The sequence below is a fragment of the Gluconacetobacter sacchari genome, from assembly GCF_014174255.1.
GTDB classification, from domain to species: domain Bacteria; phylum Pseudomonadota; class Alphaproteobacteria; order Acetobacterales; family Acetobacteraceae; genus Gluconacetobacter; species Gluconacetobacter sacchari.
On the sequence record NZ_JABEQJ010000001.1, the window covers coordinates 15130 to 32703 of the forward strand.

The 17574-nt window shown below is 68.4% G+C and carries 17 protein-coding genes; 9 read left to right on the forward strand and 8 right to left on the reverse strand.

Features of this window, described 5'->3' with window-relative positions; all coding sequences use genetic code 11:
* Positions 1-34: 34 nt before the first annotated feature.
* Together HLH48_RS00055 and HLH48_RS00060 are read right to left on the reverse strand one after the other, a co-directional pair.
* Positions 35-1246, reverse strand: coding sequence for an FAD-dependent oxidoreductase (locus HLH48_RS00055; protein ID WP_182995461.1), 1212 nt, complete (start codon positions 1244-1246; stop codon positions 35-37).
* Positions 1247-1251: 5 nt separating this feature from the next.
* Positions 1252-2151 carry an alpha/beta hydrolase gene (locus tag HLH48_RS00060; protein ID WP_220794936.1) on the reverse strand — a complete coding sequence of 300 codons (900 nt, stop codon included), beginning with the start codon at positions 2149-2151 and terminating at the stop codon, positions 1252-1254.
* A gap of 290 nt (positions 2152-2441) precedes the next feature.
* Here HLH48_RS00060 and HLH48_RS00065 point away from each other — a divergent pair, with 290 nt between their 5' ends.
* Genes HLH48_RS00065 through HLH48_RS00090 form a run of 6 tightly spaced genes read left to right on the forward strand, consistent with a single transcriptional unit; the run spans position 2442 to position 7751 of the window.
* Complete coding sequence (locus HLH48_RS00065) at positions 2442-2855, forward strand: VOC family protein (RefSeq protein ID WP_182995463.1); 414 nt, start codon at positions 2442-2444, stop codon at positions 2853-2855.
* Between the two features lie 54 nt (positions 2856-2909).
* The gene (locus tag HLH48_RS00070) at positions 2910-3845 is read left to right on the forward strand and encodes an NAD(P)-dependent oxidoreductase (RefSeq protein WP_220794937.1); all 936 of its coding nucleotides are present in this window, start codon (positions 2910-2912) and stop codon (positions 3843-3845) included.
* A gap of 27 nt (positions 3846-3872) precedes the next feature.
* Positions 3873-4559 carry a GntR family transcriptional regulator gene (locus HLH48_RS00075; protein WP_182995464.1) on the forward strand — a complete coding sequence of 229 codons (687 nt, stop codon included), beginning with the start codon at positions 3873-3875 and terminating at the stop codon, positions 4557-4559.
* Between the two features lie 42 nt (positions 4560-4601).
* Positions 4602-5054 carry a (2Fe-2S)-binding protein gene (locus HLH48_RS00080; RefSeq protein ID WP_182995465.1) on the forward strand — a complete coding sequence of 151 codons (453 nt, stop codon included), beginning with the start codon at positions 4602-4604 and terminating at the stop codon, positions 5052-5054.
* A gap of 13 nt (positions 5055-5067) precedes the next feature.
* Positions 5068-7263 carry a xanthine dehydrogenase family protein molybdopterin-binding subunit gene (locus tag HLH48_RS00085; protein WP_182995466.1) on the forward strand — a complete coding sequence of 732 codons (2196 nt, stop codon included), beginning with the start codon at positions 5068-5070 and terminating at the stop codon, positions 7261-7263.
* 50 nt (positions 7264-7313) lie between these two features.
* Entirely contained in the window at positions 7314-7751 is a 438-nt protein-coding gene (locus tag HLH48_RS00090; protein ID WP_182995467.1) for a VOC family protein, read from the forward strand.
* A 23-nt stretch (positions 7752-7774) separates the two neighbouring features.
* Here HLH48_RS00090 and HLH48_RS00095 read toward each other — a convergent pair whose 3' ends face one another.
* The gene (locus HLH48_RS00095; RefSeq protein ID WP_182995468.1) at positions 7775-8188 is read right to left on the reverse strand and encodes a ketosteroid isomerase-related protein; all 414 of its coding nucleotides are present in this window, start codon (positions 8186-8188) and stop codon (positions 7775-7777) included.
* Between the two features lie 353 nt (positions 8189-8541).
* Between HLH48_RS00095 and HLH48_RS00100 the strand changes: the two genes are divergently transcribed.
* The 3 genes from HLH48_RS00100 to HLH48_RS00110 are packed head-to-tail and all read left to right on the forward strand — an operon-like array spanning position 8542 to position 11398.
* The gene (locus HLH48_RS00100) at positions 8542-9564 is read left to right on the forward strand and encodes a GlxA family transcriptional regulator (RefSeq protein WP_182995469.1); all 1023 of its coding nucleotides are present in this window, start codon (positions 8542-8544) and stop codon (positions 9562-9564) included.
* A gap of 13 nt (positions 9565-9577) precedes the next feature.
* Positions 9578-10429, forward strand: coding sequence for a formyltetrahydrofolate deformylase (gene purU / locus HLH48_RS00105; RefSeq protein ID WP_182995470.1), 852 nt, complete (start codon positions 9578-9580; stop codon positions 10427-10429).
* Positions 10430-10489: 60 nt separating this feature from the next.
* Positions 10490-11398 carry a diacylglycerol/lipid kinase family protein gene (locus tag HLH48_RS00110; protein ID WP_182995471.1) on the forward strand — a complete coding sequence of 303 codons (909 nt, stop codon included), beginning with the start codon at positions 10490-10492 and terminating at the stop codon, positions 11396-11398.
* Here the strand turns inward: HLH48_RS00110 and HLH48_RS00115 are convergent.
* Genes HLH48_RS00115 through HLH48_RS00135 form a run of 5 tightly spaced genes read right to left on the reverse strand, consistent with a single transcriptional unit; the run spans position 11379 to position 17567 of the window.
* A complete protein-coding gene (locus tag HLH48_RS00115; RefSeq protein WP_182995472.1) occupies positions 11379-11867 on the reverse strand; it encodes a prolyl-tRNA synthetase associated domain-containing protein in 489 nt (162 codons plus the stop codon). The genes HLH48_RS00110 and HLH48_RS00115 overlap by 20 nt on opposite strands.
* On the reverse strand, positions 11860-12594 hold the full coding sequence (locus tag HLH48_RS00120) for an electron transfer flavoprotein subunit beta (protein WP_182995473.1): 735 nt from the start codon (positions 12592-12594) through the stop codon (positions 11860-11862). Before HLH48_RS00120 ends, HLH48_RS00115 begins: the two co-directional genes overlap by 8 nt.
* Positions 12594-13652 (reverse strand): electron transfer flavoprotein subunit alpha/FixB family protein, encoded by a 1059-nt coding sequence (locus HLH48_RS00125; protein ID WP_182995474.1) that lies wholly within the window; start codon positions 13650-13652, stop codon positions 12594-12596. Before HLH48_RS00125 ends, HLH48_RS00120 begins: the two co-directional genes overlap by 1 nt.
* Entirely contained in the window at positions 13649-15514 is a 1866-nt protein-coding gene (locus tag HLH48_RS00130; RefSeq protein WP_182995475.1) for a DUF3483 domain-containing protein, read from the reverse strand. The genes HLH48_RS00125 and HLH48_RS00130 overlap by 4 nt, the downstream gene beginning before the upstream one ends.
* A gap of 4 nt (positions 15515-15518) precedes the next feature.
* The gene (locus HLH48_RS00135; protein WP_182995476.1) at positions 15519-17567 is read right to left on the reverse strand and encodes an NADH:flavin oxidoreductase; all 2049 of its coding nucleotides are present in this window, start codon (positions 17565-17567) and stop codon (positions 15519-15521) included.
* Positions 17568-17574 lie beyond the last annotated feature (7 nt).

The window sequence follows — 17574 nt, forward strand, 5'->3', positions numbered from 1 at the left end:
TTCCGGGGGCATGGGCATGGAGCGGCGCGGCGTATCAGGACACGGAAGCCGCTGCCTTCAGGCTGTCGGCAAGCGATGCGCGCCGCATGAAGGCCCGGGCCCGTTCGGGGTCGGATGCCGCGTCACGCAGGTCGCGCAGATGCTGGGCGCGGATTTCAGGGGCGCGTTCTTCCAGCAGGCGCTTGTTCTGGATGGTCTGGGCCTGGACGAAATCCACCGCGGCCTTGCGCCGCTGGCGGCTGTATAGGTCCAGCAACGCCGCGTCGGCCTCGCCACGCAGAACGCGGCCCAGCTTCTCGCCCAGATTGACGGCGTCATGGATGCCGCCATTCATGCCCATGCCGCCGATCGGATTGTTCACATGGGCCGAATCACCGGCCAGCAACACACGGCCCTTGCGGAAGGTGGCGGCAACGCGCTGGTTGACGGCATAGACGTTGGAATAGGCGATCTGATAGTCGCCCGCCTTGGGAAAGAATTTCTGCAACCGCTCCTGGATGCCGGCATGGCTCAGCGCCTCCTCCTCGGACTCACCGACCCGGGTCGGGAAGATCGCGCGCCACAGGCCACTGCCATCCGCGCCGCGCACCTTGAACAGGTTGCACCATTCGCTCGGGTCCGAGAAATAGTTGCGGAATGCGTAGTCCGGCCGTTCGGCACCGAAATCGAAGAAGGTTGCAATCTTCACGAACCGCTCGTCATAGGTAAAGCCTTCGAAGGCAATGTCCTGCGACTTGCGCACGATGCTGCGCCCACCGTCGGCACCGATCAGGTAATCGTACTCCCGCACCTCCTGCGCACCGTCCTGTTCCAGCGTGACCGTGACGCGGTCATCATGCTGGACGATCTGCGTCGCCTCGGTCGAGAACAGCACGGCGATGCCAATCTCGTCGGCATAACGGGTGCTGACATCGTCGGTGAATTTGTACTGCTCGTATTGCAGCACGTACGGGTAGCGGAATTCGTCCGCCATGGTCGACAGGTCGAATTCGGCCACGATCCCGCCACTGACGCGGTCATGATACTGGTATTTCGGCGCGATCAGCCCCTTGTCGATAATCGTCTCGCCGATACCCAGATCGCCCAGCATCGCCAGCGTGGTCGGATGCAGCGATGCCGCGCGCTGGTCCATCACCGGGCCGGCCTCGCGTTCGACGACGGTAACGTCGAATCCCTGCCGCCCCAGAGCCAGGGCGCAGACCATGCCCACAGGGCCGGCACCGACGATCATGATCCGTTTCTGCATCTGTCCTACGAGGCTCCTGTTCGGTTCCGTTCCGATTCGATCTCGGAACCATGTAAGCGGAAGAAACTGTCCAGCGCGCGGCCGAATCCTTCTTCTCCGGTATTGAGATGGGCGACGATCGATGTGTGGTTGTGCTCCGCCAGGCGGACCCAGCGCACGGGTACCCGCCCCGCCCGCGCCACGGCCTGCGCGAATTCCGCCCCATATTCGTCCAGGTGGCGGTTCTCGAATTCCGCGACGGCCACCAGCACCGGCAGCGGACAGTCCGCCGCGCGGCTGACAGGCGAGCGCGCGGCATACAGGCTCTCGTCCGCGCCGAAATAGGCCGCGACATTGTCGGCGTTCGGGTTATCCGGGCGCCGATCGGCGCGCAGACGGCCGCTGACCAGTGCCAGACTGCGAACCCCCGCCGGCAATCCACCCAGGCCAGGTTCCAACGCGGCGGTCGCCAGATGGCTGCCGCCCGCCGAATGGCCGATCACATGCACCCGTGCCGGATCGCCCCCATGCGCGGCGATCGCATCGCGCACCCAGGCCAACGCATCCAGGACATCCCGCGCGCCATCGGGCCAGGTGATGTCGGGCGCCAGACGATATTCGACATTGACGCCGACATAACCCAGCCGGGCGAACCAATGCAGGACATTGTCATAGATCTCGCCATTCGCGCTCTTGGCGCCACGGGTGAAGGCGCCCCCATGGATAAAGACGACCACCGGGCACGCCCCGTCATGGCCATCGGGGCGGAAGACGTCGAGCACCTGCCGCGCGCCGGGCCCATAGGCAATATCGCGGACCACCGTCGCAGCCTTGGGCATGCGCGCGGCCAACGGGGAATATAGCGCCACCATTTCCGCGCGATGGGCGACGATATCGTCGTTCCAGCAGTTCCCGATCGCGCGCATGCGGGCGCGCTGATCAGGTGTCAGATGAGTCAACGCCGTCGAATTGCACAGACAATCATCAATTGCCAATCGGTTACTCCATATATGCATACATTTAAGTCATATGATATTATTTTAATCATAATCGGCCGTGAGTCGATATGCGCCTCCACTGCCCTGCTCGCACGTTAGGCAAAAATACAATTATCTGTCAAAGTATTTTGTAGCGACAGATTGTATTCATATGCATAATGAAGCTCCGTCCTGATGAGGGTCAGGCGGCCCGCGCGTATATCGAGGATGAGTGATCGATGAGTGAGACGAGCAAGCTGAGACATATCGCCCTGTCCGTGCCGGACCCCGAGGCGGCAGCGACATTTTTCGAACAGGCTTTCGGCATGCAGCGCGCGGGCCGCGCCATGCGGGGCATCTACATGTCGGACGGCACCGTGAACGTCGCGCTGCTGAATTTCGGCGACGAGCCGGTGCCGGGCTTCGAAGATCAGAAGGGTTATTACGGCCTGATCCATTTCGGCGTGTGGGTCGACAATCTGGAAGAGGCCGGCACGAAGGTGACCGAGGCCGGCGGCGCCTATGTGACCGGCCGCAAGGAAACCGATCCGAACGTCTTTTACGAGGTCAAGTACAAGACTCCCGAGGGCATCGTCTTCGACATGACAGAGAGCGGCTGGCGCGGCGCGGTCAAGAACGTGGTCGCGGCCTGACATCGTGACGCGCCTGCGCCTGCCCCAGCCCCTTCCCAACCCGGACCCGACACCATGACGATCCTGACATGCATTCCGCTGACAGGGCCTGCCCGGATGATGCTGGCCCGGTACGGGGCCGTGATCGATCGGCCGGGACCGACCTTGCCGGTCGCGATGCTCGACCAGGGGCTCCGGGAGCAGGTGCGGCTCGTCGTCACCAACGGTTCGGCCGGGCTGTCGGCCGACGACATGGCGGCACTCCCTGCCCTGCGCTGGGTACTCTGCACCGGGGTTGGGCACGAGAACGTGGATCTCGACGCGGCGCGGTCCCAGGGGGTGCGGGTCTCCAACACGCCCGGCGCGAACGGCCAGACAGTGGCCGATCACGCCATGGCGCTGCTGCTGGCCATCTCGCGCGATCTGCTCCGGCTGGACCAGGGGGTGCGCGCGGGCCGGTGGGAAGATCTGCGCCAGCCCCGCCCGGCGCCGCACGACCGCACGCTCGGCCTGCTCGGCTTCGGGCAGATCGGTCAGGCGATCGCTACACGGGCGCTGGGGTTCGGCATGCGCGTGCTCTATCACACCCGCGTGCCGCGTCCCTTCCAGGGTGCGGAACACGCGGCCGATCTGAAGATGATGGCCGCGCGCGCGGACTATCTGGTGGTGGCCTGTCCCGGCGGGGCGGCGACGCGCCACCTCGTCGATGCCGCTTTGCTGCAGGCGCTGGGGCCACGCGGGTTCCTGATCAATATCGGGCGCGGCAGCGTGGTGGACACCACGGCGCTGGTCGCGGCGCTGGAGGATGGCGTCATCGCAGGCGCCGCGCTGGACGTATTCGAGGGCGAACCGGTCGTGCCGCCCCGACTGCGCACGCTGCCCAACGTCATTCTCACGCCGCATCTGGCCGGCCGATCGCCCCAGGCGCAGGCCGCCCAGCTATCGGCCTGGGAAACACATATAGCAGCTTGCACGCAGGGCAGGTCTCCGCCGAATCTGGTACACAGTTGAAGCTGGATTGAACGCAGGGAGCCCCGCATGTCGACATATGCCGAAGATATATATAATCGCCTGGCCGAACAGATCATCCATGGCCAGTTACAGCCCGGCCAGAAGCTGGATGAGCAGGGCCTGGCCGCCAGCTTCGGCGTGTCGCGCACTCCGGTTCGCGAAGCGCTGAAGGAACTGGCGGCACGGGGGCTGATCGAATTCCTGCCCCGGCGCGGGGCGGTGGTCACGCAGATCAGCCTGGACCAGTTGGCAGACATGCTGGACGCGGAATGCGAGATCGAGGCGCTCTGTGCCCGGCTGGCATCGCAGAAGATGAACGCGCTGGAAAAAAGCCTGCTGCAGGATCTGTACGAGCAGGGCAAGGACGCCGCCGCGCGCGGTGACCGCACGGCGTACTGGGCCATCAACCAACAGTTCCACGACCTGATCGGGCGCGGGGCCCACAACGACACCCTGGCGGGACTGATGCGCGACCTGCGCACCCGCCTGGCTGCCTTCCGCCAGGCCCAGCCGCAGGAAAACGGCGACCGCCTGCACAAGTCGCATGACGATCACGGCGCGGTCATGCGGGCGATCGTCGCCGGCGATCCCGAGGCCGCCTACACCGTCATGCGCGATCACAATGCCCGGCTGGCGGCCGGCGTGCTGCAATTGCTGCGCGCGCGCGAACAGCAGAACGCACGGCCCTACGCCACACTTCACGCCACTGTCTGACACCGCCCGGCAGCGCCGGGCCTTTGCAGGAAGGACGCATCAATGTCGGTCACATTCAGCCTGAACGGCAAGCCCGTCACCTTCGACGGGCCCGACGATGTGCCCCTCCTGTGGGCGGTGCGCGAACATTTCAGCCTGACGGGCAGCAAGTTCGGCTGCGGGATCGGCATGTGCGGCGCCTGCACCATGCATCTGGACGGCGCGGCCGTACGCACCTGCGTCATGGCGGTCGGCCATGTGCGCGGGCGCGCCGTGACCACGATCGAGGGATTGCCGACCGACGAGACCAATCCCGTGCATCAGGCCTGGAACGAACTGGACGTACCGCAATGCGGCTACTGCCAGTCGGGCATGATCATGGCCACGACCTCCCTGCTGGCCCGCAATCCCAACCCCACCGATCAGGATATCGATCAGACCATCACCAATCTCTGCCGCTGCGCGACCTATATCCGCATCCGCGCGGCCATCCACGCCGCCGCTCGGCGGGCGTAAGAGGAGCACGGTCATGTCGCACCACGCATCCCCTGTCCTGCTGGGCCGGCGCCGTTTCCTCGAGGTCGCGGCCGCCTTCGGCGCGGTTCTGGCCGTCCCGCTGGATGCCGCCATCGCTCGGCGGGGCGAAGTCGCGGACTCCGAGCTGACGGACTGGGTCTTCATCGACCAGGCGGGTACCGTCACGCTCGGCCTGTGCCAGCCGGAGGTCGGCCAGGGCTCGTACACCGTCCTGCCCAGTATCCTGGCCGAGGAGCTGGATGCCGACTGGCCGGCCATCGCCGTGCGCTGGGTGATGGGGCGCGACGCCTACAAGATCCAGTTCCGCAACGAAAAACCGTCGCAGAAGGAAGGCGCCTCCACCTCGACCACCAAGCTGTACGCCCGGCTGCGCACGGCCGGGGCGGCGGCACGCATCATGTTGGTCAGCGTCGCCGCCGCGCGCTGGGGCGTGGCAGCCGGACAATGCGAGACGCGCGACGGCTGGGTACACAACCGGGCGACGGGGGAAAAACTGGCCTACGGCACGCTGGCCCCCGACGCGGCGAAGCTGCCCGTGCCGTCCGATCCGCCGCTGAAGGAGCGCAGTGCCTTCCGGCTGATCGGCAAATCCCTGCCCCGCCGCGACACGGCGGCCAAGACCAATGGTTCGGCCATCTTCGGGCTCGACGTCACGCTGCCGGGCATGCTCAACGCCGCCATCCGCATCGCGCCGGCCATCGGCGGCTGGCTGGTCGATGTCCGCAACGAGGCCGAGGTGCTGAAGCAGCCCGGCGTACGGCATATCCTGAAACTGGACGACGCGGTCATCGCCGTCGCCGATCGCTACTGGCAGGCCCAGCGCGCCGTCGACCTGCTCGATGTCGTCTTCTCGCCCGGCGAGAACGGCCATCTGTCGACCGCGCTGATCGACAATCTGGCCGAGGCCGGGCTGGAGGCCGAAATCGGCGTGCCCGCACTCTCGCAGGGCGACGCGCTCAGGATCATCGGCCAGCATCCCGACCGGGTCATCGAAAGCCGCTTCAGCGTCCCGCATCTGGCTCACGCCGCGATGGAGCCGATGAACGCGACGGTCCATGTGCAGAAGGACCGCGTGGACGTCTGGGGCTCGATCCAGAGCACGGACGCCACCGTCACCGCCGTGGCCAAGATCTGCGGCCTGCACGAGGATCAGATCCATCTGCATGTCGGCTTCCTGGGCGGCAGTTTCGGCGGCAAGATCGTGCCCAGCTTCGTCGCGCAGGCGGCCAAGGCAGCCAAGGCGCTTGGCCGGCCGGTCAAGCTGATCCGCACGCGCGAGATGGATATCCAGCACGATCATTTCCGGCCCAACAACAAGGGCCGGCTGCGGGCAGTGCTGGATGCGGACGGCTATCCGCTGGCAATTCACGCGCGGGTGTGCGGCCAGTCGCTGTTCGCCACCACCCGGCCGTACTGGCTCACCAGGACGCCGCTGGGCGATTACGACGAAAGCATGGTCGACGGCCTGTACCAGCAGACCTACGCCATCCCCAACCTCCATGTGGACGTCATCCAGACGCCGCTGCCGATCCCGGTCTATTTCATGCGCTCGGTGGGGTCGAGCGCCGGCGTGCTGTTCTGGGAAAGCTTTATCACCGATCTCGCCCATCATGCCGGCATCGACCAGTACGCCTATCGCCGGCACCTGCTGCGCGACTATCCCGCCGGGCTGCGGGTGCTGGACGCGGCCGCCCGGGCGGCGGGGTGGGACCGGCCGGCAGGCCCGGACATCGCGCGCGGCATCGCCTTCAACACCTATTTCGGGCGCGGCGGCTCGTTCGTGTCGGAATGCGCCGAGGTGGTGGAACTCAAGCGCGTGGGCGACCGCTGGAAGGTGGCCCGCGTGGTCTGCGCAATGGATGCCGGGCTGGTCGTCAACCACAACACCTTCAACGCCCAGATCCAGGGCGGAATCGGTTTTGCCCTGACCTCCGCACTGAAAAGCGAAATCACCTTTCGCGACGGCGCGGCGGAACAGTCGAACTTCACCGACTATCCGCTGCTGTCCATCGCCGAAATGCCCGAAATCGTGCCGGTCATCGTCGAAAGCGACCGGCCGCCCCAGGGCGCGGGCGAGATCATGGTGGCGCCGCTGGCCCCCGCCCTCTCGCAGGCCCTGCTGCACGCCACGGGCCGCCGTCCGGACCGCATGCCGTTCCGCGCCGAATGGTTCCAGGCGCACGCCTGACACTGCACCAAACAGCCGAACCATCCCGGATTCATCAGGAGAAACAGACAATGTCCGCACCATTCCATCTCGCCTTCCCCGTGGACGATCTCGATGCCGCCCGCCATTTCTATGGCGAGGTCCTGGGCTGCCCCGAAGGGCGGAGTTCCGATAGCTGGATCGATTTCGACCTGTTCGGCAACCAGATCGTCACCCATCGCACCGGCCTCCGCGACCCCCAGGGCGGCACGGGCGGCGGCACGGGCAGCGGCGCGGTCGACGGCCACAACGTGCCGATCCCGCATTTCGGCGTGGTGCTGGACATGGCAAGCTGGGAAGCCCTGGCCGAGCGCGTGCGCCGGCACGGCATCCCCTTCGGCATGGAACCGCAGGTCCGCTTCAAGGGCCTGCCCGGCGAGCAGGCCACGATGTTCTTCTGCGACCCGGCCGGCAACGCCCTGGAATTCAAGGCGTTTCGTTCGATGGACCGGCTGTTCGCCAAACAGTGAGCGGCCTGCCGCCGATCGCGGCCCTACCCGCCCGTCACCTGCCGCATCCATTCCGGCAGGTTGTAGTAATTCGCAATCCGCGCGACCTTGCCGTCGCGCAGGGTAAAGAACGCCCCCGCCGGCAGCACATAGGTCTGGCCGGCGGCCTCCGGCAGCCCGTCGTCGGTGCTCAGATACGTGCCATGGACGACGAATTCCGCCGCCGCCCGGCTGCCATCCTCATTGACCATCACCACCACGTCGCGGATCTCCTCGCGATAGCACCGGTCCATCCGCTCCAGAAAGACGCGGAACGCCGCCACCCCGCTCTCGCTGCCCCCCTGGTTGATGTCATGCACCACATCCTCGGCCAGCAGGGCCAGAAAGGCCTCGCGATCGCCGTCATTGAAGGTGCGGTAATAGGTCTCGATGGCTGCGCGCGCGGTATCGACGGACATGACGGGCTCCGATCAGTCTGGCGGATCTATCCGATTGTGTGAACACGCCCCTCAATAAGCGCCGGCCCGCGCCGAGGGAATGTCCCGCCGCCCGCGTCACGGCAAAAAAATCGACCCCGACCGGCCTTTCGGTCCACCATGTCGGAATCGAACCAACATCCGGCGCGAACGTTCGGTTCCCGGGCGGAACGGCCCGGCGGGACGCCATGACGCGCCTCGATGGAAACCTGACGGACTTCAATAGATTTATGTCGGATCGGGACAAGAATTGCCTGCCTTCCGCTCCCTATCCTCATTTCGCATAAGAAATCAAAGCCGCCCGGTACCGACCGGGCCCGATCGGGAGAACGATCATGTCAGAAGGGGCTCCGGCCGGCATCAAGCCGCGCCTGCGCGTCGGCTTCATTCTCGCCGGCGACAAGGACGATCGCAGCCGCCCCATCCACTGCTCATGGCAGGTCCTCTCCGCCTCGGTCCATCCGGTGCGCTCCAGTTGCGGCGTCGCCATCGCGCGCGACGCGCCGCTGGGCGACCCCAGGGCCTTCGACCATATCGTCGTGGTCGGCGGCCTGCTCCACGGGCAGGAGCAGATCGATTACGTCACCACCGCCTGGCTGCGCCGCGCGGCCGCGATGGGCATCACGCTGATCGGCGTCTGCACCGGCACCTTCGCCCTGTGCCGCGCCGGGCTGATGGACAATCGCCGCGTCTGCGTCAGTTGGTATCACCGGCAGGATTTCCTCGAAGCCTTCCCGACGCACGAGCCGGTCAGCGACCAGATGTTCCTCGATGACGGCGACCGCATCACCTGCTCGGGCGGCGGCGCGGCGGCCGACGTGGCGATGCACCTGATCGAACGCAGCATCGGCCGCCCGGCGGGGCTCAAGGCCAGCCATATCCTGCTGATGGAACGCGCGGGCGCCAATGGCGGCCAGACCCGCCTGCAACCCCAGCCCCCGACCCTGGCCTCGGCGACCCGCTTCGCCGACCCGCGGGTGCGCCGCGCGGTGCTGCACATGGAACAGAACATGGCGCGCCCCCTGCCGATCGCGCAACTCGCCGCCCGGCTGGGGATTTCCAGCCGCCAGCTCGAACGGCTGTTCCAGGCCACGCTGGGCCGCAAGCCGCAGGATTTCTATCGCACGCTGCGCCTGCGCCACGCCCGCGCCCTGCTGGAAGCCGGCGAGATGAGCGTGACGGAAATCGCCATTGAGATGGGATTTTCCGACTGTTCGCATTTCTCGCGCCATTTCAAGAATATCTTCGGCATCAGCCCCAGCGCCTGCCACCGCATCGCCACCCCCGATTTCGCCGCCCGCCGCGCCGCGCCGGACGTGCTGTCGCATGGCGGAATCCGATTGTTCTCCGACAGATGAAGATATCCTGACGATGGCCTATTCCGCCGCCCATGTCCTGATCGTCACCTGCGCCAGCCAGACGGGGCTGGTCGCGGCCTGGTCGGGCTGCCTGTTCGAATCCGGCGCCAACATCATCGAAATCCACCAGCACGCGGACCTGGCGGAAGGCCAGTTCTTCATGCGCATCGCCTTCACCGCCGACACCCCGCCCGACCGCGCGACGCTGGCCGGCGTGGCGGCGCGGTTCGACGCGCGCTGGCAGTTCTACCCCGCCGGCGCGCGCCAGCGGGTGCTGATCATGGTGTCGAAATTCGACCATTGCCTGGCCGACCTGCTCTATCGCTGGCGCATCGGCGAACTGGCGATGGACCCGGTGGCGGTGGTGTCGAACCACCCGCGCGAAGCCAGCCGCGCCGCCGCGCCCGACGACATCCCGTTCCACTACCTGCCCGTCACCCCGATGACCAAGGCCGCGCAGGAAGAACAGCTCTGGCGCCTGGTCACCGAAACCCGGGCCGACCTGGTGGTGCTGGCGCGCTACATGCAGGTGCTGTCCAACGAGATGGCGGCGAAACTGTCCGGCCGCTGCATCAACATCCACCATTCCTTCCTGCCCAGCTTCAAGGGCTCGCGCCCCTATCACCAGGCCCAGGCGCGCGGCGTGAAGCTCATCGGCGCCACCGCCCATTACGTGACGGCCGACCTCGACGAAGGCCCGATCATCGAACAGGATGTCGAACGGATCTCGCACGCCGACACGCCCGAAGACCTGATCCGCAAGGGCCGCGACGTGGAGCGGCGCGTGCTGTCCAAGGCCGTGCATTACCACCTGCAACGGCGGGTGATCGTCAACGGCCGCCGTACCGTGGTGTTCCCGGATTGAGAACCGCCTTCTTCCCCCCGGCAGACCCGTCTATGATCGCGAAAATTTCGCGGGCGGCGCATGGTGTCGATAAAGAACGTCCTGGTCATCACCAACCCGGCGGCCGGCCATCATAACCCGTCGTCCATCGCCCGGTTCGTCCGCCATCTTCGCCACGCCGGCCTGCACCCGACGGTGGTGCCGACACGGTATCGGGGCCACGCCACCATCCTGGCCCGCGACGCGGCGGCAGGCGGCTGCTATTCCCACATCGTGGCGGCCGGCGGCGACGGCACGATCGCCGAGGTCGCGGCGGGCCTGGCCGGCACCTCCGCGATCCTCGGCATCCTCCCCCTCGGCTCGGCCAACGTCCTGGCGCACGAATTGCGCATCCCCTTCGATCCGGCGCGGAACGCCGAACTGATCCGGGGCGGCCATGCCGCCACCCTGTGGCCCGGCACGCTCCACACCCCGGCCGGCAGCCATCTTTTCGTGCAGATGGCCAGCATCGGGTTCGACGCGCATATCGTCCACACCACTTCGACGCGGCTGAAGGCGCGGATCGGACGCGCCGCCTACGCCGTCAGCACGCTCTCGTCGCTGGCCAGATACCGGCTGACGGCATTCACCGTCATGATCGACGATGTCCCCTACCGGGCCACGACCGTCATCGTGTCGAAAGGATCGCTCTATGCCGGGAAATATCGGCTGACGCGCCATTCCGCGCACCAGCACAACAGGTTTTCCGTCATCCTGTTCGACATGTCGGACAGGATGACGCTGGCCAGGACCATCCTCTCCCTGTTCCTCGGCCGGATCGAGCGGCAGAAGGGCACGCGGACCGTCACCGCCACGACCGTCCATGTCCCCGCCGCGGCTCTCCCCATCCAGAGCGACGGCGACGCCAAGGGATCATCCCCGGTCCATCTCGCCCTTTCCCCGTCGCCCCTGCGCGTGGCCATGCCGCCCCTCACGGCGCGGGCAGGGTAAAGACCACCGGCTCCACGCCCAGTTCGGCCAGCAGGCGCACCAGCACGGCCCGCGGGATCACCCAGGTCTCGGTATTGTCCAGCGGATGGCAGGTGATGGCATCGGCCTCCAGCAGCGAGGCCTCGATGGCGAAGCGGACCTGCCTGCCGGTATCGGCGGCCAGGCTCAGCGGCCCCAGCGCCCCCGGCTCGGTGTCCAGCACCGCGCGCATCACCTCGGGGCTGGCGAAGGACAGGCGCCTGGTGCCGATCAGCGCCGGCAGGGCCTTCATGTCCAGCCGACACGCCGCCGGCACGGTGACCAGCACCAGCACCCCCTTGGCATCCTTCAGAAAGGCGTTCTTCGTATGCGCGCCCTCCAGCCCGGCATAATGCGCGTGCGCCTCCTCCACCGTGCGGACGGGCGGATGGCTGACACCACGGGGCTGGAAGTCCAGCCGCTCCAGCAGCGCACGCAGGTCCTCACGCATCGGCGGCACCCTCCCGTGGCGGCGCCAGCATCCCGAGCGCCCGAAGATGGTCGCGCAGCACCCGTGCCGCCTCGGCGGGGTCCGGATGCTCCAACACCGTCCCGCCACCGCCCGACGCCGTGCCGATCAGGCGGGGCCGGGCCCGGTACGGGCGCTCGGTTCCCTCCACCGCGACCATGCCCGGTCCCTCCTCGCCCGTCACCGGGACGACCCGCAACACCGCCCGCCGCGCGCGATCGAAGACGAAAGGCGGCGCCGGCGCGGCATCATGGGCGCACAGGATGCAGGGCAGCCTGATCTGCGCCGGCCGCCGGGCGCCCTGCGCCAGCCCGATCGTCACCGCCAGCCAGCCCTCCGCCGTCGCGCCGATCGCCACCACGCCCGACAGCAGCGGCCAGTCGAGCCGCTCGGCCAGCAGATAGGGCAGCATGCCGCTATCCTCGCCGCCACGGGCCTGCCGCCCGGCCAGTACCAGGTCGGGCGGCGCGGCGAACAGCGCCTCGGCCAGCACCGCAACGGCATCACCCCCGCCTTGCAGGCAATCGACCTGTTCCAGCCCATGGCCCGCCGCCTGCCGCAAGGCCGGCACGGGCGCTCCCGCATGCAGCCCGCCGACGGCTCCGCCCACCGACAGCGCCAGCCCGATGGCCGCGATCTCGCCGGCCGGCGGCGCCGGCCGGCCCGAAACCGGGTCGATCCCGCCCGAGAGCAGCACCACGCTCCGCATCAGCCTTCCTCCCGCAGCAGGTCCAGCAACGCCGGCATCACCGCCTGCGCGTCGGCGATGATCGACAGCCCGGCCCGCGCGACGATCGCCGCATGCAGGTCGGTATTGACCGCGACCACGTGCTCGACCTTGCCCAGCCCCTGGAGATGCTGCGGCGCCCCGGCAATGCCGAAGGCCAGATAGCAGCGCGCGTCCAGCACGGTGCCGGACGCGCCGACCTGCGCCGCGCGCGGCATCAGCCCGGCATCGCACACCACGCGACTGGCGCCCTCGGTCGCGCCCAAAAGGCGCGACAGCGCATGGAACCGCTCGAAATCGACCACGCCCTGCCCCGCCGCCATCACGAACGGCGCCTCGGCCAGCGGAATGCCGGCCGCCGTTGCCGTCACCACCGGCCCGACCCGCATGCGTCCCCTGTCCGCCGGCCTCTCCGGCGCCGGGCACCACCGGCCCTCCCGACGCGTCCCGCCATGGGAGGCAACCCGATCGCGCGGCAGCGTCAGCACCCGGGCCGGCGCGGCCGCCCGCTCGCGGCGCATGCCGCCGACCGGCCGGATCGCCTGCCGCGCGCTCAGCATTTCAACCCCGGTCTGGATCGGCCACCCCGCCCGCGCGGCCAGGCGACGGGCCCAGTCGCCACCAGCGGGCGTCTCCGCCAGCACCACATGGCGCGGCACGAACGGCGCCAGCGCCGCCAGCATCATCTCCGGCATCGCGTCGGGCCCGATCCCGCCATCCAGCGGCACCACCCGATCGGCCCCGGCCTCGCCGAGCGCGTCGCCCCCCGCCGTCCCGGCCAGCAGGGCGACGACACCGCCCTCCGCCCCCGCCAGCACCCGCGCCGCACCCACGCTCTGGCGCGCCCAGCGATCCAGCCGCCCGTCCGGCGCCTCGACAACCACGGCGACCCAGAAAGCGGGCGCCTCGATGCTGATCACCGCCCGCTCGCGCGGCCCGGCACCCACCACCGCCTCCCCCGCCCGCGCCAGGCGCGGCCGGGCACCGCCAGGCACCAGGCAGCGCGCGCGCTCGGCACGCGGATCGCGCCTGGCCCTCATGCCACCACCGCCGCCAGCACCAGTTCCGCCACATCGCGAACGTCCGGGCGCGGCCCGGTCACGCCTTCCAGCATCGCGGTGCAGCCGGGGCAGGCGACCGCCACCATTCCAGCCCCCACGGCCCGCGCCTGCGCCATCCGCAAATCGGGAATCCGCGTCACGGCATCGACATCGCTGGCCGGCCCGCCGCCGCCGCCGCCGCAGCACATCGCGCGCATGCCATGGCGCTCCATTTCCACCCGCCCGGCGCACGACGCGTCCAGCAGCCGGCGCGGCGCATCGATCTCACCATTATAGCGGCCCAGGTAGCAGGGATCATGATAGGCGACACGCACCCCTTCCCGCCGTTCCAGGCGCAGCCGGCCATCGCGTACCAACTCGTCCAGCAGGCCGGTATGATGCTGGACCCGCCATATGCCACCCAACGCCGGATATTCGTTGCGCAACACATGCAGCGCATGCGGATCGGCGGTGACGATCTTCGCGAAACGCCGGGTCTTCAGCGCCGCGATGGCCTCCGCCGCCAGGGACTGGAAGCCCGCCTCATCCCCCAGCCGGCGCGCCAGGTCGCCGCAATCGACCTCATCCGCCCCCAGGGTCGCGAACCGCAGCCCCGCCCGGCGCATCAACGCGACCAGCGCGCGCAGCGTCCGGCCATAGCGCGCATCGAACGCCCCCTCGCCCAGCCAAAGCAGGATATCCGTCTCGCCCCCCGGCGCCAGCACCGGCACATCCAGGGTCGCCAACGCATCGCCCCGCGCCGCCAGGTCCCGCCCACCCGGCTCCGCCCGCGCGCGCGACGCCTCCAGCACGCGCGCCGCGCCGTCGCGCACCTGCCCCAGCATCAGGGTCTGCCCCCGTCGCAGCGACACCACGGCATCGACATGCTCGATCAGCATCGGGCACTCCTCGACACAGGCACGACAGGTGGTGCAGGCCCAGAGCGTGTCCGGATGCAACACATTGCCCACGATCGGCTGCGCCATTCCGCCCGTGCCAAGCAGCACCGGCGCCATCGGCGCGGGCCGGCCGGCATAAGGCGGCGGCACGACACGCATCGCGCCCGACAGGATCTGGATCAGCGCCTTGGGGTTCAGGCGCTGGCCCGCGGCAAAGGCGGGGCACGCCTCCTCGCACCGCCCGCACTGGATACAGGCATCGAAACTCGCGAGTACCGGACCCGGGAAATCGGCCGGCACCAACACCCCCAACCGCGCCGCAGCCAGATCGAGCGGCCGCAGCCCCGTATCGCGTCCATCGCCCGCAAAGCGTCCCGGCCGCGTATGGCCGGCCAGCCAGGCCACGCCCGCCAGCGCATGCCGCATCGGCCCCAGCTCCACGAGCCGCAACAGCGCCACCCCGCCCGCGCCCCCCAGCACCACCGCCCCGACTATCGCCGTCATCGGCGCGCCAACCGCCATGAACAGCGCCGCCAGCCCATTCCCCACACACCAGGCCGCCAACGCGGCCGGCAGCCACAGGAACGCGCCACCCGACAAGGCGGGCGGTGTCCCCGGCACCCGCCGACGCCACGCCAGCAGCGCTCCCATACCCCCCACGCCAAAGGCCAGCGCGACCAACGCCCAGACACTCCACCCCAGGCCCGATACCGCTGCCGCCAGGGCCAGCACCGAGCCGCCCAGCACACCCCCCGCCGCGAGGGCGTGCATCCGCGCCGCCACCGGACGGCGCGCGACGACATGATGCACATCGACCAGATAGCGCCGGGGCACATGCCGCAACCCCGCCAGCCACGATCCGGCCGCCGGCCGCCCTCTCAGCCAGCGTGCCAGCAGAACCAGCCACCCCACGGCGGCAGCCAGCGCGACGCCCCCGATCTCGCCCGCGATCAAGGCCCGCATCGCGCTACAGATCCTTGCACAGACGCAGCGCGTCATAGAGGGCTGCATGAATGTTGCGCGCGGCCACCGCATCGCCGATCCGGAACAGCGCATAATCGCCGGTCCCGATTCCTTCCATCACCGGCTGCGGCCGCCCGGCCACCAGCGCGTGCGCGTCAGTCTGGCCCGCATTGGCCGAGCCCGCCTTCAGCACATCATAAAGCGTGGTATCCGGCGACCCACCGCGATCGACCACGACATGATCGACCACCCGTTCCTCTTCCACACCCGTCATGGTGTTGCGCAGCAGAGCGACCAGCCGGTTGCCCTCGCGCCACGTCTCGGTCAGTTCCATGTTCGGCGTCGTCACAACATCGAGCCGATAGAATTCGCGCAGATGCACCGGCTGGTTGGTGGTGCCGACCTCCTGCGCCACCAGCCGATCATGCGTGACCAGCTCGACCAGACAGCCACGCGTGGCCAGCAATTCCGCCACCGAAGAGGCATTATGCTGCCCCATCTCGTCGAAGATCAGCACGCTGCCCGTCGGCGCAGCGCGGCCGGCCAGCACATCGCGCGTCGTCTGGTGCAGGTCGCTGCCCGGCTCATCGCCCCGGATCGCGTCGCCCCCGGTCGCCACGATCACCACATCGGGCGCACAGAGCAGGATGTCGGCCGCCGTCGCCTCCTCGCCCAGCCGCAGATCGACCCCCAGCTTGCGTATCTGGCCGTCCAACCACCGCACGATGCCCGACAGCGCCTCGCGCCACGTCGCGCGCGCCGCCAGATTCACCTGTCCGCCAGTACGGTCCTCGCGCTCGAACAGCGTCACCTTATGCCCGCGCAGGGCACAGACCCGCGCCGCCTCCAACCCCGCCACCCCCGCACCGACGATCACCACCCGCCGCACCACCGGAGCCGGCGGGATATCGTGCGGCATCGTCGCCTCGCGCCCTGTCGCCGCGTTCTGGAGACACAGCGCATCACCGCCGACATAGATCCGGTCGATGCAATATCCCGCCCCCACGCACTGGCGGATATCGTCCTCGCGTCCGTCCGCCAGCTTGCGGACCAGATGCGGATCGGCGATATGCGCGCGGGTCATCGCCACCATGTCGACATGGCCTTCCGCCACCGCACGCGCCGCCGTCGCCAGCTCGGTGATGCGCTGGGCGTGAAACACCGGGATATCGACCGCACGCTTGATCGCGCTGGCCAGGCCCAGAAACGGTGCGACGGGAAATGCCATGTTGGGCAGCGAGACCGCATGCGCCATCTCGTCACGCGCCTGCCCACCGATGACGTTGACGAAATCGACCAGCCCCCGGCGCGCATACTCCTCGGCGATCGCGATGCAATCGTCCTGGGTCAGGCCGCCCTTCAGCAATTCGTCGCCCGACATCCGCATGCCGATCACATAATCATCGCCGGTCGCCTCGCGGATCGCGCTCAGCACCTCGATGCCAAACCGCATCCGATGCTCCAGGCTGCCGCCATAGCCATCCCGCCGATGATTGACCGACGGACTCCAGAACTGGTCCAGCAGGTGTCCATGCGCGCCCGAGATCTCCAGCCCGTCCAGCCCACCCTCCCGGCAGCGCCGCGCGGCGGCGCCAAAGGCGCGCACGACGCGCGTGATATCCTCCGGCTCCATCTCCTTGGGGATCGAGCGCGAGGCCGGCTCGCGCCGCACCGACGGCCCGATCACCGGCAGCCAGGCATCGGTATCCCATCGGGTGCGACGGCCCATATGGGTCAACTGGATCATCAGCCGGGCACCATGGCCATGCACCCGATCCGCGAACTGGCGGAAATACGGAATCACGCTGTCGTCGGAAACCGCGATCTGACTCCACGGCGTGGCCGGACTGTCCAGTTCGACGGACGAAGAGCCGCCGAACATGGTCAGCCCAATACCGCCCCTGGCCTTTTCGGCATGATAGAGCTGGTAGCGTTCCTGCGGCTTGCCATCGACGCCATAGCCCGGTGCATGGCTGGTGCTCATCACCCGGTTGCGGATGACCATCGACTTGATGCGCAACGGTTTCATCAGGGCGTCGGCATGGGGGATCATGTGTGTT